This window comes from Agrobacterium sp. MA01, from assembly GCF_009650195.1.
In the GTDB taxonomy this organism is placed as follows: Bacteria; Pseudomonadota; Alphaproteobacteria; order Rhizobiales; family Rhizobiaceae; genus Allorhizobium.
In genome coordinates this window covers 3,226,084-3,240,493 of sequence record NZ_CP045854.1, presented here as the reverse complement: position 1 = coordinate 3,240,493, position 14,410 = coordinate 3,226,084, and the positions used below count along the sequence as shown (strand labels likewise).

Annotated in this window: 13 protein-coding genes; 10 read left to right on the top strand and 3 right to left on the bottom strand. The window is 60.5% G+C overall.

All coding sequences use genetic code 11. From position 1 onward, the window contains the following. Positions 1 to 393: 393 nt before the first annotated feature. The 6 genes from GH983_RS15655 (at position 394) to GH983_RS15630 (ending at position 7,125) form a co-directional block, all read left to right on the top strand. Positions 394 to 1,578 (top strand): Gfo/Idh/MocA family protein, encoded by a 1,185-nt coding sequence (locus tag GH983_RS15655; RefSeq protein WP_153762877.1) that lies wholly within the window; start codon positions 394 to 396, stop codon positions 1,576 to 1,578. 12 nt (positions 1,579 to 1,590) lie between these two features. Next, positions 1,591 to 2,475 (top strand): carbohydrate ABC transporter permease, encoded by an 885-nt coding sequence (locus tag GH983_RS15650; RefSeq protein WP_054147853.1) that lies wholly within the window; start codon positions 1,591 to 1,593, stop codon positions 2,473 to 2,475. Then, positions 2,472 to 3,332: a carbohydrate ABC transporter permease gene (locus tag GH983_RS15645; RefSeq protein WP_054147854.1), complete on the top strand. Its 861-nt coding sequence runs from the start codon at positions 2,472 to 2,474 to the stop codon at positions 3,330 to 3,332. The genes GH983_RS15650 and GH983_RS15645 overlap by 4 nt, the downstream gene beginning before the upstream one ends. Before the next feature lie 64 nt (positions 3,333 to 3,396). After that, positions 3,397 to 4,617, top strand: coding sequence for an extracellular solute-binding protein (locus tag GH983_RS15640; protein WP_054147855.1), 1,221 nt, complete (start codon positions 3,397 to 3,399; stop codon positions 4,615 to 4,617). 99 nt (positions 4,618 to 4,716) lie between these two features. Next, positions 4,717 to 5,847 (top strand): ABC transporter ATP-binding protein, encoded by a 1,131-nt coding sequence (locus GH983_RS15635; protein WP_153762876.1) that lies wholly within the window; start codon positions 4,717 to 4,719, stop codon positions 5,845 to 5,847. A 489-nt stretch (positions 5,848 to 6,336) separates the two neighbouring features. Continuing rightward, positions 6,337 to 7,125: a hypothetical protein gene (locus tag GH983_RS15630; RefSeq protein ID WP_153762875.1), complete on the top strand. Its 789-nt coding sequence runs from the start codon at positions 6,337 to 6,339 to the stop codon at positions 7,123 to 7,125. Between the two features lie 35 nt (positions 7,126 to 7,160). Here the strand turns inward: GH983_RS15630 and GH983_RS15625 are convergent, their stop codons facing one another. The 3 genes from GH983_RS15625 to GH983_RS15615 are packed head-to-tail and all read right to left on the bottom strand — an operon-like array spanning position 7,161 to position 10,259. Further along, positions 7,161 to 8,249 (bottom strand): D-TA family PLP-dependent enzyme, encoded by a 1,089-nt coding sequence (locus tag GH983_RS15625; RefSeq protein ID WP_153762874.1) that lies wholly within the window; start codon positions 8,247 to 8,249, stop codon positions 7,161 to 7,163. Beyond that, positions 8,249 to 9,730 carry a M81 family metallopeptidase gene (locus GH983_RS15620; protein ID WP_153762873.1) on the bottom strand — a complete coding sequence of 494 codons (1,482 nt, stop codon included), beginning with the start codon at positions 9,728 to 9,730 and terminating at the stop codon, positions 8,249 to 8,251. Before GH983_RS15620 ends, GH983_RS15625 begins: the two co-directional genes overlap by 1 nt. Positions 9,731 to 9,767: 37 nt before the next feature. After that, positions 9,768 to 10,259: a hypothetical protein gene (locus GH983_RS15615; RefSeq protein WP_069043269.1), complete on the bottom strand. Its 492-nt coding sequence runs from the start codon at positions 10,257 to 10,259 to the stop codon at positions 9,768 to 9,770. Positions 10,260 to 10,371: 112 nt separating this feature from the next. Here GH983_RS15615 and GH983_RS15610 point away from each other — a divergent pair, with 112 nt between their 5' ends. The 4 genes from GH983_RS15610 to GH983_RS15595 are packed head-to-tail and all read left to right on the top strand — an operon-like array spanning position 10,372 to position 14,406. Beyond that, positions 10,372 to 10,758, top strand: a complete 387-nt coding sequence (locus tag GH983_RS15610) for a RidA family protein (RefSeq protein ID WP_054147861.1) — start codon at positions 10,372 to 10,374, stop codon at positions 10,756 to 10,758. A gap of 16 nt (positions 10,759 to 10,774) precedes the next feature. Then, positions 10,775 to 11,641 carry a MurR/RpiR family transcriptional regulator gene (locus tag GH983_RS15605; RefSeq protein WP_153762872.1) on the top strand — a complete coding sequence of 289 codons (867 nt, stop codon included), beginning with the start codon at positions 10,775 to 10,777 and terminating at the stop codon, positions 11,639 to 11,641. Positions 11,642 to 11,672: 31 nt separating this feature from the next. Next, positions 11,673 to 12,449 carry an SDR family oxidoreductase gene (locus GH983_RS15600; RefSeq protein WP_153762871.1) on the top strand — a complete coding sequence of 259 codons (777 nt, stop codon included), beginning with the start codon at positions 11,673 to 11,675 and terminating at the stop codon, positions 12,447 to 12,449. Positions 12,450 to 12,474: 25 nt separating this feature from the next. Then, positions 12,475 to 14,406, top strand: coding sequence for a beta-N-acetylhexosaminidase (locus tag GH983_RS15595; protein WP_153762870.1), 1,932 nt, complete (start codon positions 12,475 to 12,477; stop codon positions 14,404 to 14,406). Positions 14,407 to 14,410 lie beyond the last annotated feature (4 nt).

Below are 14,410 nucleotides of genomic sequence, written 5' to 3'. Positions count from 1 at the left end.
GTGGTCTTTGTGAAAACAATACCAACCAGAAACCTATTTCGCAAATGGTTTTGAAAAGGGTGGGCTCGATAACGGTGAAATGTAGAAATTTCATCGTCAAAACAGCGATTTGCACGATTTATCTTCGGATTCCTGGGGTTCTGGCTTTACGATTGGACTAGTTTTGGTATCTTAAATTAACGATTGGAGAGGGGCCAATCCAAAGCCTTTCCTCTTTGCCGCCGAATTGGAGTGCGCGGCGCTGGGAACTGCGATGTTTCGCTCTTCATCCGATTTCGGCGACTGATGTGAAAACTATTTTCATAGGGCGTGGGAATTTTGCTTCCCATGTTGACGATGTTGGATTTTTGACGCAGTCTACGAAAAATAATTACGAAACCAGGGGAATGCACTATGAAGGTCGCCATTATCGGACTCGGATTCCGTCTGGGGTATCTGGGTCGGGTGTTCAGGGAGATCGACCCGACTTTCGAGATTGTCGGTTATGTCGATCCGGCGCCGGCCGGCATGGCGACGCTTGATGAGCATGGTATCTCTCCCGGCAAGGTCTATGACACGCCTGAAGCCCTGATCGCCGGCGAAACATTCGATCTTCTGATGATTGGGTCGCCGAACCACCTGCATCTCGATCATATCCGGCTCGGCCTTGAGGCTGGTCTGACCGTTTTCACCGAAAAGCCGATCGTCACCAGCATCGAGGAGAGCTACGCGCTCGCCTCTCTGCTCAACACATACGGCCACGACCGCCTGCTGGTCGGTCTGGTCCTGCGTTACTCCCCGCTCTATCGCGATCTGCGCAAGGCGCAGGAAGAGGGGCGTCTCGGCAATGTCGTCTCGATCGAGGCCTCCGAGCACATTCAGCCCTATCACGGCGCTTTCTTCATGCGCGACTGGCGTCGCTACGGCCGTTATGCCGGCGGCTTCATGCTGGAGAAGTGCTGCCACGACCTCGACCTTTACAACGGTGTCGTCGGCGCGCGCCCGCGTTTCGTAGCAAGTTTCGGCGGCCGCAAGAGCTTCGTGCCGGAAAATGCGCCTGAGGCAGAAGGTGTCAACGATCTCAACGTCTATCACCGCAAGCCGAGCGGCTGGCAGGGCTCCGACAAGGTCTTCGACAGCGACGGTGACATCATCGATTTCCAGACCGCGATCGTCGAGTACGAGAACGGCGTGTCGATGACCTTCCATACCAATCTCAATGTGCCGGACGAATTTCGCCGCTTCTGCGTGATCGGTTCGAAGGGCATGGCGGAAGGCGATTTCGTCCGCGGTTTTATGGACGTGCATGACGCCCGCACCAACGAGAAGGTGATCGCCAACACCTACAAGGCGCCGTCCTCGCTGTCACAACATTATGGCGCCGACGAGCAGATGGCCGAGGATGTCATCGCCTTCGTTCAGACGGGCGCCAAGCAGCCCGTTTCCGCCATCGATGCGCTGGAGGCCGGTATTCTGGCGCTCGCCATGGACGAGGCACGCCTCGCCCGCAAGGTCGTGGATCTGAAGCCGGTCTGGGAAAAGTTCGATGCATGCCTGCATGGCGCGTCGGACGCTTCCGTCCGCGCCCGGTCAGCGTAAGGGAGCGGTCGGATGCAAGCTCGCCAAAGTGCCATCATCTTCGCCTGGCTGCTGATCGCGCCGGCTCTTCTCTACATTGCCGTCATCGTCGCCTATCCGCTGGTCGATACCTTCATCCTGTCCTTCACAGATGCGTCGCTCCGCAAGACGACGAACTGGGTGGGCTGGACGAATTACGAGAAGATTTTCAACGACACCTTCGGCGAAGTCATCGTCAGGACCTTCATCTGGACCTTCTTCTCGGTGTCGATCAAGATGATCATCGGTACCTTCGGTGCGGCCATGCTGAATGCAGCCGTGCCTGGCCGGACGCTCTTTCGTGTGTTGACGATGCCGCCGTGGATCGTGCCCATGGCGATTGGCATCTTCATGTGGGGCTGGATGTATAACGGCCAGTTCGGCATGATCTCCGGCGTGCTTCAGCGCATGGGCGTGGTCGATGGCCCCGTCGCCTTCCTCGCCTATGGTTCAACGGCCTTCTGGGCGACGATCTTCACCGATGTGTGGATCGGCGTGCCGATGGTGACGCTCTACATGCTCGCTGCCATGCAGGCGATCCCGCAGGATCTCTACGAGGCTGCCTGGACGGATGGCGCCGGTCGTTTCTATCGCTTCCGCCGCATCACTATGCCGCTGATCCTACCCGCCATGATCACCATGTCGATGCTGTCTTTGATTGCGACCTTCAATTCCTTCGACATCATCTGGATCCTGACGCGCGGCGGTCCGAGCGGTGAAACGACCACGATGATCATCGACACCTATCACACGGCGATCGGCTCGAAGAAGTATGGCGAGGGCGCTGCCCGTGCGGTGCTCATCTGCATCTTCCTTTCGATCTTCTGCGTCGCCTATTTCCGCGTCACCAGCCGTCTCTCGCAGGAGCATGCCCGATGAGCTACGACAAGACAGCCCTGATCAACCGCTATCGCTGGTATGAACTGGTTGGCATCTATGCCGGGATCGCGGTGTTCCTGACCTTCGTTCTGGCGCCCTTTGTCGAAGGCTTCCTGGTGTCGCTGAAGCCGCTCAGCCAGCTCTTCTCCTCGCCCTACCGCTTCTTCCCGGAGAACGGCTCCTTCGATGCCTACATCACGATGTGGGACAGTGTGCCGGGCTTTGCCCGCTATATCTTCAACTCCTTCTTCATCTCGACGATAGCGACCGTCGTTGTCCTCCTACTGGTCGTGCCGGCATCCTATGCCTTCGCCCGTTTCGAGTTCCGCGGTCGTGGTCAGTTGCTCGCCGCCTTCCTTGCGGTCAACATGTTCTCGGGCGCCGTATTGCTCATTCCACTCTTCCGGCTCATGCGCTCGCTCGGCGTGCTCAACACCTATTTCGCGATGATCGTGCCGGGTGTCGCCTTCCTCATTCCGTCAGCCATCTGGTTGCTCCGCACCTATATGATGCGCATTCCGCGTGAGCTGGAAGAGGCCGCCTATGTGGATGGCGCGGGCTATTTCTACACCTTCCGCCGGGTGGTCCTGCCGCTTGCCACGCCGGGCATCGCCGTGGTCGCGATCACCACCTTCATCGGCGCCTATGCCCAGCAGTTCATCTTCGCACTGACCTTCAACTCCAAGACCGAATACATGCCGCTGCCGATCGGGTTGTTTGCCTATTTCGGTCGCCAGGAGGTCATCTGGAACGAGCTGATGGCGGCGAGTTTCGTGGGGATCGCACCCGCCATGATCGTGATCTTCTTCCTGCAGCGCTACCTCGTCAGCGGCCTGACCGCCGGCGCGGTCAAATAAGGGCTGCCAACCAAAATTCGGGCCAACCGGACGCTTTCAACCTGTCAACAAAGGGGAACTATCGATGACAAGAAAATTGACCATGCTCGCAGGCTCATTCGCCTTGCTCGCAAGCTCGGCGCTCACCACGCTGGCCGCGGACCAGGAAATCAGCTGGATCTATTGCGGCGACAAGATCGACCCGATCCACGAGAAGTACATCGCCGAATGGGAAGGCAAGAATGCCGGCTGGAAGGTAAAGCCCGAAGTCGTCGGCTGGGAGCAGTGCCAGGATAAGGCCACCACACTCGCCGTCGCAGGCACGCCCGTTGCCATGGCCTATGTCGGCTCGCGCACGCTGAAGGAATTCGCCCAGAACGAACTGATCGTCCCGGTTCCGATGACGGATGAGGAAAAGGCCTCCTACTATCCGAACATCGTTGACACCGTGACCTTCGAGGACACGCAGTGGGGTGTTCCTGTCGCTTTCTCGACCAAGGCCCTCTACTGGAACAAGGATCTGTTCAAGGCTGCCGGCCTCGACCCGGAAAACCCGCCGAAGACCTGGGCTGACACCATCGCTGCCGCCAAGCAGATCAAGGAAAAGACCGGCACTGCCGGCTATGGTCTGCCGGCGAAGACCTTCGACAACACCATGCACCAGTTCATGCATTGGGTTTACACCAATAACGGCAAGGTCATCGACGGCGACAAGATCGTCATGGACAGCCCCGAAGTCCTCGCCGCGCTTCAGGCCTATAAGGACATCACGCCTTACTCCGTTGAAGGTGCGACTGCTTACGAGCAGAACGAAATCCGCGCGATCTTCCTCGACGGCAAGGTCGGTATGATCCAGGCGGGTTCGGGCGCTGCCTATCGCCTGAAGGACACTTCGATCAACTGGGGTGTTGCCCCGCTGCCGGTCGGTCCGGCTGCCAAGGGTGAAGGTACGCTGCTGATCACCGACAGCCTTGCGATCTTCTCCGGTTCGGGCGTCGAAGAAAAGGCGATCGAGTTTGCCAAGTACATCACCTCGACTGATATCCAGCACGAATACGAGCTGCAGGGAGGCGCTGGCCTGACCCCGCTGCGTCCAGGTGCGGTTGTCGACCAGTTCGTCGCCAACGAACCCTTCTGGAAGCCGTTCATCGACGGCATCGCCTATGGTGGTCCGGAGCCCCTCTTCACCGACTACAAGGGCTTCCAGAACGTCATGATCGAAATGGTCCAGTCGGTTGTCACCGGCAAGACCGAGCCGGCCGAAGCGCTGAAGAAGGCTGCAGCCGATCTCGAGCAGTACAAGTAATCTCGGGTGACCGAGGCTCCGCGGGCCGGGATCGGCCCGCGGATTTCATCAAGCGGATTTGGCCGGTCCTTTGAGGAACGGCAATGGAGACTGAGGGTCGTGGGTCAGCTATTTCTGAAAAAGGTGCGCAAGTCGTACGGGCATTTCGAGGTCATCAAGGGTGTGGATCTCGAGGTGAAGGACGGCGAGTTCGTCGTTTTCGTCGGTCCCTCGGGCTGCGGCAAGTCCACGCTGCTCCGCATGATCGCGGGCCTCGACGATACGACCGATGGTGACATCGTCATCGATGGCGAGCGCGTCAATGACAAGCCGCCCGTCGAGCGCGGCATCGCGATGGTCTTCCAGTCCTATGCACTCTACCCGCATATGTCGGTCTTCGAGAACATCGCTTTTCCGCTGCGCGTCGAGAAGCTCTCCGAAGAGCAGATCCGCGAGAAGGTGGGTGCGGTCGCCAAGATCCTGCAGCTTGATCAACGCCTGCAGCAGCGTCCCGGCCAGCTTTCCGGCGGCCAGCGCCAGCGTGTTGCCATCGGCCGCGCCATCGTGCGCGAACCGAAGATCTTCCTTTTTGACGAGCCGCTGTCGAACCTTGATGCAGCCCTTCGCGCCGACATGCGCATCGAACTCACAAAGCTGCATCGCGACCTCGAAGCGACGATGATCTACGTCACCCACGACCAGATCGAGGCCATGACCATGGCCGACCGGATCGTGGTGCTGAATGCCGGTATCATCGCCCAGGTGGGTGCGCCGCTCGAACTTTACCACAAGCCAGAGAATACCTTCGTCGCCGGCTTTATCGGCAATCCCAAGATGAACTTCGTGCCGGTCACCTGCGTCGGTGTCGACGCGATCGGGGTGACGATTTCCTATGAAGGCCAGACGGCGCTGATCCCTGTCGAGGCGCGTTCGGACCTCGTCGGCCAAAAGCTGACGCTTGGCATCCGGCCTGAACACACGCGTCTCAGCGAAGGCGATATCAACATCATGGTGACGCCCAGCGTCGTCGAGCGGCTCGGGATCAACACGATCGCCTATGCTGCGTTGCAGAACGGCGAACCCTATTGTGCGCTCTTGCCGGGCTCGGCGCCGATCCGCGTCGAGCAGCTGATGGTGACAGGCATCATGGCGGCCGATTGCCACCTTTTCGATGCCAATGGCCAGGCGCTCGAACGCCGCATCGACTGGCGCACCCTTGACCTTCCGGCCTCCGTCACGGCGGCCGAATGATACCAAATCTCGACGATAGGAACCTATAGGATGGCTTACTGCCGGTCTCTGGCTAGGCGCGGCGTGCCGGGCGACGCTTGTGCATCGGCCAAGCGGCGCAACAACGCCTGAGACCGGCAATAGGCCACCTTCGGTCGGCTTCCCGGAGCTTTTGGCGTCGTCGAGTTCCTTGACCGATGCGAAAGCATCGCTCGTCGGACCTCTCCTAGCCAGAAGGACCGCTCGAGCCGATCCTATAGGCTCCTATCGTCGAGACTTGGTATTCGTTCCTCCCGGCCATGCCAAAGGCCAATCCCCTGGTCCGCCTTCGGGCGGACCTTTTTTCGTTTGGGGCTCTATCGCATTCAGCAGATTGCGACCGGGTCCAACACTGGCAATCTTCGCGACATGAGTGTATAAATGCACCTTTAGTGCAACTAAAATTACGGGCCTCCTCTGCTGTTCAAAGGGATATGTAGATCCGTATAGTGAGATGGATTGGGGCCAGGATTGAAAACGCCCACGAGGGATAAATTCGCTCGGCAAGGCTATAGCTTCCTGATCATTTGCCTGTTTCTCCTCGCGATCTTTCTCGTGAGTGGCCCGTATAAGGCGGGTACGGACTATTCCGCAGCGCAGCTGCGACAAGCCTCCGACTATGTGCAGGCGCTCGTGCCGGATACTCAGATTTTCCTCTATCCAAACGGGCAGCCAACCACCAAAATTCATGCTGATGCGATCTTTGCACGCGCTGTCTCCGAGAGCCTTATGCGTGGAAGACCCGGTCGTTATCGGCGGGCATGGGGAACGGAGGATATCGCGATCGTCGCTGTCGAGAACTTCTTCACGGCCGATCGGGAAGCACGACTAAGGCAGCTTCGGGACCTTCCTCTGCCTGATTTCCTCAAGGAGGGCATGCTTGTATTGCCCGAGTCAGACCTTGGCTGTCATGCCGCAAGTTTCCAACAGTTCGGTTGGGCTGTTGGCGGCTACGTCCTTGTTGATCTCGGTTATTACCGTGAGGATTCCAAACCCGCAATTGACTGTGTCTTGGCTGGGTTCGATGCTGTCGATGGAATGCCGCTCAAGGGCAATTCATTTGATCAGGCGCTTCTGCCCGGTGCCGATGTCCGGCTCGTCATCGAGGATTACGTACGCCTCTGCGCCCATAAGGGCGTGTCGGATGCGCAAGACGGTCTGCGTTCGAGGCACGGCATCAGTTCTCTGCCGTCGATTGGGTGCGTCAGGCAAGAACTCTCAATGGCACTCAGCCAAATTCCGGAGCCTTCGGCCAAGTAGCAATAGAATGTGCCGGTTCGGAATTGGGCGAGACGCTACCAGACAAGCCCACGCGCCGCGACGTCCTCCACGCGGGTGACGATGCCGTCGCGGTGGAAGGTCATGACATCGAAGAGGTTTGAGACGACGCAGGTGTGGTTCGGGATGATCCTGACCTTCTCGCCGATCTCGGGGCGTCGCCCCTCAACCTTCGACAGATCGACCGTGCCGTGCTCCTCGGAGAGGCCGCAGATCATGGCGTCCGGATACTCGACGATCATGCCGTAGTTGGACAAGCCGAGGAGGTCCGAGGTGAGCGCCTTGGAGCCTGAATCAAGGATGGCGCGATCCTTGGTCGGGCGTGAGACAACGGTGGCCAGGATGTGCATGGCACAGTCGTCGAGGCTGCAGTGACCCGAGCGGGCCATGGCACGATCGTTGTAGACATAGGTGCCGGCGCGGTGCTCGGTCGCCGATGTCACCTTGTGGGCGGAGAAGAGGCTGGGCGTGCCGCCATTGGAGACGATGGGGCAGGCAATGCCACGGGCCGCGAGGCCGGCGATCGTGGTCGCGAAGAATGCCTCGACGGCTTCCTCGGTGTCGGCCTTGGGGTAAGTCAGGATACCGCCAAAGGTGAGGCCGGGGGCGGCGACGATTGTCTCGGCAAGTGCTACGGCCGCTTCAGGACTCTGGACGCCACAGCGTCCGCCGCCCGTGTCGCATTCAACGAGAACCGTGAGCGGGTGCGTCTGTGAGAAAGCGCAGGATAGACCGCGCACGGTGGTCTCGCTGTCCGCGACGACCTTCAGGCCCGAAATGCGGGCGTTCAGATCGACGAGACGCTTGTGCTTCTCGCTGCCGAGAATGTTGAAGGTGATCAGCAGGTCTTCAAATCCGTGATCGGCGAAGATCTCGGCTTCGGTGATCTTCTGGCAGTTGATGCCCTTCGCCCCCGCCTTCACCTGTTCTGCAGCGATCTCAGGGATCTTGTGGGTCTTGATGTGCGGACGGAAGGCGAGGCCATGGCTGTCCATGTAGGTCTGGACGCGGGCGATGTTGGCGGCGAGCTTCTGTTCGTCGATCAGTGGAAGCGGGGTCGAGAGTTCTGATATCGACTGGCCGGGCTTTGGGCGCGGGAGTTCCATCAGGCGGCCTCGCTGCCTTCGGGCGTCTCGTGCGGATTGGCCATGATCGGCCAGATATCGCGGCGCACATGGCGATAGGCGGTCTTGGCCGGATCATTCGGATAGGGCGTACCTGCGGCGCAGTAGAGAATTTCCGCGGCGATCTGCGAGAAGGCCGCATAGAAGTGGTTGGTCGACTTGATGACCAGGAGATGTTTGCTCGTCGGGTCGATGCCGAGTGCCTTGAAAAGCGAGGGGTCGTAGCTCTGGACGCGGACCGAGCTCAGGATGATGTCGATGCCCTCAAGCCGGATATGGGCGGCATCGCCAAAGGGGGCGATGCTGTCGCCGAAGCGCATTTCGGCATTTGGCACCACCTTGACCACCTTCACCAGCCCGTCGATCGGGTGACCGGTGCCGGGGGCGGATTTCGCGCCGAAACGAAGCGGGATCTCGGCGCCTTCGCCTGCCGCCATGCAGATCTGTACGGCGATCGGATCCCAGATCATGCCGATCGCGGCGTTGGTAACGCCACGCGCCAGCATCTCCTCCAGGATTACGGTCGCGTCTCCCGCCGTTCCGCCACCCGGATTGTCCCACATGTCGGCGATGACGACGGGGCCTTCAGGGTAGGCGAGCGCCTGGTCGAGCGCTGTCTTTTCGTCGATCTGCGGCATCATGAAGGTGCCGCGCTTGGCAAAGAGCTCAAGGCCGAGATCGCGGGCGAGCATCGCGCCTTTATCGGCATTGCCGTTGGTCACCGCGATCGTCTTGGTGCCCATCTCGGGCACGTCGCCGGCCATGAAGCCATGAATGACAGAGAGCGACAAAACATCTACATCCACCTTTTCGATGGCCATAAGTCTGTCAACAAAGCTGCGCATAGGCTCGCGCGAGGTCGGGAAGATATCGATCATCCGGCAGTCGAAGACCGACATGACCGGCTTGACGCGGCCTTCCAGCGTGTCGACTGCGATCCGCCAGAGATCTTCGGCGCGGTCGACGAAATCCGTATGCGGGAATTCCTTGAAGACGACGAAGAAATCGGCGGCAGCGACACGTTTTGCCGTCAGGTGGCTGTGTGGATCGAGTTCTGCGCAAAGAAGGATGTCCGGGCCGATGATCTCGCGGATGCGGGCCAGCAGATCACCTTCCGGGTCGAGATAGCCGTCAGCGACCATGGCGCCATGCAGGCCGAGAACGACAGCATCGACGGGCATGGCTGCGCGCAATTGATCCAGGATCTCGTCGCGCAGGCTCTCAAAGGTCTGTCGGTTGACGAGACCCGCCGGGTCCGCCCAGGTCGCGGTGCCCTCTATCAGTGTCCAGCCCCTGTCAGTGCAGACCTTGCGGCCGACTGTGATCGGCGCGGTGCAGAGCGTGGGGGTCGCGGGATGTTGTCCCGGAGGTGCATAGAGCGAATCCTCGAAGGCGCGCCGGTCGATGCAGATCGGGGAGAAGGTGTTCGTTTCCGTTGCAAGCGCGGCGGTGAATATGCGCAAAGGCTGACCTCCGGGGTCTTGAGGGTTTGAGGGCGGTTCAGCGCTTGCCCATCGGATTGGGCAGATAACCGGTAAAGCCGGAGATTTTCCAGCGGCCTTCATGCAGGCGGCAATAATAGAGCGTCTGCCAGCGCATGACGTCGAGTGTGCCATCCGTCTTCTTGATGCCGCCGTCGAACTTCTTGCGTACGAGCGCCGTCTCGCCTGAAATCTCGATCTCTTCCAGCGTCGTCGTGGTGAAGATCGCGGTGCGCGGGTCCTCGCCATAGGTCTGGGCAGCGAAGTCCTTGGCCTGCTTCAGCCACTCGTCGCGATAGGCGGGAAGATTGGGGAAGGCCAGCGTCCACTTGTCCGGATCTTCTTCGCGATTGCCGCTGATGCCGATGAAGCCGTCTTCGACAAAGTCCTGGGCAACCATGCTCCAGTCAGCGGCGAGAAAGGCATCGATATCGCGGGGGACAAGCATCTCCCAGATCGAGTGGCGGGCTTCGTCCGTTGCCGGAAACGGATTGTGGAATGGGTCGCGCATTTCTTCCCCGTTTTTAAATTCTTTTCATGAATGTCGATTTTGTCTGGTCAAAATCCGTTTTTTGTGGTCGCTTGTCAACGATCGAAGAAAATAATTTGCACGAGGGGTGTCCATGACGATCAAGCGTTACGGGGCCGAGAAGGCGGGTGCGGGTGGCCAGCGGCTGCCGTTCGCCCGCGCCGTCGAGGCCGATGGCTGGCTCTATGTCTCCGGCCAGGTGGCCATGGAAGACGGGGAGATCATCCCGGGCGGCATCATCGAGCAGACCCACAAGACGATCGCCAATGTCATCGCCATTCTTGAAGAGGCAGGTTACGGCCTCGAGCATGTCGTGCGCTGTGGTGTGTGGCTCGATGACCCCCGCGACTTCTGGACCTTCAACAAGATCTACCAGCAGTATTTCGGCGAGCACCCGCCGGCGCGGGCCTGTGTTCAGGCCTCGATGATGGTTGATTGCAAGGTTGAGATCGACTGCGTAGCCTTCAAGCCTTCGAAATAAGAGAGAGGGCAGGGCATTGGATATCTTCGCGCGCATTCAGGAAGAGGCAGGGCAGTTTTCGGCCTCCGAGCAACGCATAGCGGATATCCTGCTCAATTCCTTCGACTTTGCGGTCAATGCCTCGATCATCGAACTTGCCGAGAAGGCAGAGGTCTCACCGCCCACGGTGACGCGCTTCTGCCGCCGTCTCGGCTGCCAGAACTTCGCCGATTTCAAGGTGAGCCTGGCGCGCACGGCCTATGTCGGGGTGCGCTATCTCAACCCGGAGGCCCAGAGCACCGAGCCTGCCGACGTCGCGAGTGATGTGATCACCAAGGCGCAGAACGCCATGTTCATGGTGCATCGGGCGCTCGATCCTGTCATCCTCGACAAGGTGGCGGACCGGCTGGCGCGGGCAGAGATGGTCTATGCCTTCGGCTCCGGGGGCAATTCCTCTATGATCTCGGGCGAGATCCAGAACCGCCTGTTTCGTCTGGGGTCGCGGGTCACGGCCTCGGCCGATCACAACATGCAGCTCATGCTGACGGCGGCTGCGCGCTCCAACGACGTTTTGATCGGCTCCTCGTTTTCGGGGCGCAACTCCGAACTGGTGAAGTGCTTCAAGCTTGCGCGCGAGAACGGCATCACCACGATCGCGCTCACCCAGAGCAACAGCCTGGTGGCCGAAGCGTCCGAACTCGTCATCGGTATCGACCTGCCGGAGGGTGAAAACATCTTCCGGCCGACCTCGACGCGCTTTGCCTATCTCGCGGTCGTCGACGTGATCGCGAGCCTGGTTGCCTATCGCAATCGCAAGCAGTCGCAAGTGACGCTGCGCCATATCAAGCAACAGCTGGTCGAACACCGCGATGGCGGGGACGACCGGCAACTTCTCGGAGACTGAGCCATGTCCGCATCGATGTCGGAGATCCGCCGTGACGCATAAGGTTGCCGTCGTAACGGGTGCTGCCGGAGATATTGGTCGGGCGATCGCCAAGCGTCTGGCCGACAGCCATGACGTCGTCGTGCTGCTCGATCTGGATTCTGCTGCATTGGACAAGGCAATCGTTGAGCTCGGAAGCGATCCGCGTTTCGTGCCGCTCACCTGCGATGTGACGGACGAGACGGATCTCGCCGAGACCGCTGCTCGCGTGGCCGGCCATGGGCTCGTCCATACGCTGGTCAACAATGCCGGTGCGGCGCGGGCCGTCAGCCTCGGCGATACCGATGGCGAGATCTGGCGCAAGGACAATGCGCTTAATCTCGAAGCGCCCTTCTTGTGCTTCCGCGCTTTTGAGGAGGCGCTGAAGGTGTCCAAAGGCGCTCTCGTCAACATTTCCTCGGTCAATGGGATGGCTGTCTTCGGTCATCCGGCCTATAGCGCCGCCAAGGCCGGACTCATCCACCTCACCAAGCTGATTGCCGTCGAATACGGCAAATACGGCATCCGCGCGAATGCCGTCGCGCCCGGCACTGTGCGCACCCAGGCCTGGGAGGCGCGCGCTGCGGCCAATCCTCAAGTCTTCGAAGAGGCCAAGCGCTGGTATGCGCTGCGCCGGATCGCGACTGCGGAAGACATTGCCAATGCGGTGTTCTTCCTCTCGAGCGATCAGGCGGCGGCCATCACGGGCGTGTGCCTGCCCGTCGATTGCGGGCTGACGGCCGGTCAGGCCGAGCTCGCGCGAACCTTCTCGCAATCCGACAATTATTGATATCGTAAAGCCCGGAGCATTCCCCATGGCAACAGAAGTCCAGTTCCGCCTCGAAAACGCGTGGCATCCGGTGGAGGGCGACGCTTGCGGCGCCTTCGTCTTCACGCTGGTCAATCTCTCCGATGTCGCGCTTGCCGATTTCAAGCTCGCCTATACGTCGCTGACCCGCGTCAAGGACACCGAAGAGCCGATCCTCGAGAATGCCGTGTTCCTGAAGCGCAATGCCAATTTCCACCAGTTCGCGCCGCCGGCCGGCTTCGTACTGCAGCCGGGTGCCTCCTGGACATTCCGGGTCGGTGGCCTCTGGCGCCCAGCCAAGCATCGGACGGATGGGGCGAAGTCCGCCTACATCACGCTCTCGACCGGCCAGCATGCGGCCGTTGCGGTCGCGGATTTGATGCTCGGCGGAGGCAACAGCGCCCCGCCGCCGGCCTTGTTGCCCGAGGGCAAGGTGTCCCAGCCCTTTGCCATGCTGCCCTGGCCGGCATCGGCCGAGCTGGTGGCCGGCGAAGGCTTCCCCGTCGCGCTTTATCCGGCGGAAGGCGCCTCGCTGGTTGAACTACGCGCCGTCGAAAACGTCCTGCGTCTCTTCTGCCGCCTCTTCGCGGTCGGCCATGCGCCGCTGTCGCTGGCACCTGTGCATCAGGGGCGGGCGATCGTCCTCAAGTCCGACGAAGCGCTTGGCGCCTCCGCCTATCGGCTGGACTTTGCCGCTGATGGTATCACGCTCGCCTATGGCGATGTCGCGGGCCTGCAATATGCGCTGACCCTGCTCTCGCAGACGCTGCACGGTGCGCGCACGCAGCCGGAGACGTTCCGTTTCCCGATTTCCGGCACCATCACGGACAAGCCGCGCTACGACTGGCGTGGTTGCCATCTCGATGTCTCCCGCCAGTTCTTCCCCGTTGCCGACGTCAAACGTTTGATCGACATCCTCGCCTGGTTCCGGATGAATACCTTCCACTGGCATCTGTCCGACGACGAAGCCTGGCGCCTTGAAATCAAGGCCTTCCCGCAGCTCACGACCCTTGGCGTGTTGCGCGGCCCGGACGAACCGCTCCTGCCGCAGCTCGGCAATGGCGCCGAGCCTGTCGGTGGTTTCTACGCTCAGGACGAGGTGCGCGACATCGTTGCCCATGCCGCCGCCCTTCAGGTCGAGGTGGTGCCGGAGATCGATGTCCCCGGCCACAGCACCGCGATGCTGGTGGCCCTGCCTGAACTCGTCGACGGCCAGGAAGCGCCTGACAGCTATCGCTCGGTCCAGGGCTATCCGAACAATGCGCTGAACCCGGCGATCGAATACACCTACGAGGTGCTGGGCAAGGTCTTCGACGAAATGGTCGAGCTCTTCCCGTCGAAGCTTATCCATATCGGTGGTGATGAAGTGGCGGCCAATACCTGGATGGCTTCGCCACTTGCCCGCAAGCTGATGCAGCAGGAAGGCATCGAAGGCACCTTTGGGCTTCAGAGCTATTTCATGAAGCGGATCCAGAAGATGCTGGCCGAGCGCGGCCGCAAGCTCGCTGGCTGGGACGAGGTCAGCCATGGCGGCGGCGTCGATCCGGAGGGAACGCTGCTGATGGCCTGGCAGAAGCCGGAGGTCGGGCTGGAACTCGCCAAGGCAGGCTACGATGTCGTCATGACGCCGGGCCAGGCCTATTACCTTGATATGGTGCAGGACGAGGCCTTTCAGGAGCCGGGTGCAAGCTGGGCCGGCACCGTGCCGCCGCACCACACTTATACCTATGAGGCGGTCGCCGAGTTTCCAGCCGAACTTGCGGCCCGTATGCGCGGCGTGCAGGCCTGCATCTGGTGCGAACACTTCCTGACCCGTGACTACTTCAACCACCTCGTCTTCCCGCGCCTTCCGGCCATCGCCGAGGCCGCCTGGACGCCGAAGGACAGCAAGGACTGGCTGCGCTTTGCGGCCATCGTCCGTCTGAGCCCCCGCTACTGAGGAT

Excerpts from the sequence above, each read along its gene's own strand:
- GH983_RS15595 (WP_153762870.1), top strand. The coding sequence starts at position 12,475 with ATGGCAACAGAAGTCCAGTTCCGCCTCGAAAACGCGTGGCATCCGGTG.
- GH983_RS15615 (WP_069043269.1), bottom strand. The coding sequence starts at position 10,259 with ATGCGCGACCCATTCCACAATCCGTTTCCGGCAACGGACGAAGCCCGC.
- GH983_RS15645 (WP_054147854.1), top strand. The coding sequence starts at position 2,472 with ATGAGCTACGACAAGACAGCCCTGATCAACCGCTATCGCTGGTATGAA.
- GH983_RS15640 (WP_054147855.1), top strand. The coding sequence starts at position 3,397 with ATGACAAGAAAATTGACCATGCTCGCAGGCTCATTCGCCTTGCTCGCA.
- GH983_RS15650 (WP_054147853.1), top strand. The coding sequence starts at position 1,591 with ATGCAAGCTCGCCAAAGTGCCATCATCTTCGCCTGGCTGCTGATCGCG.
- GH983_RS15610 (WP_054147861.1), top strand. The coding sequence starts at position 10,372 with ATGACGATCAAGCGTTACGGGGCCGAGAAGGCGGGTGCGGGTGGCCAG.
- GH983_RS15655 (WP_153762877.1), top strand. The coding sequence starts at position 394 with ATGAAGGTCGCCATTATCGGACTCGGATTCCGTCTGGGGTATCTGGGT.
- GH983_RS15625 (WP_153762874.1), bottom strand. The coding sequence starts at position 8,249 with ATGGAACTCCCGCGCCCAAAGCCCGGCCAGTCGATATCAGAACTCTCG.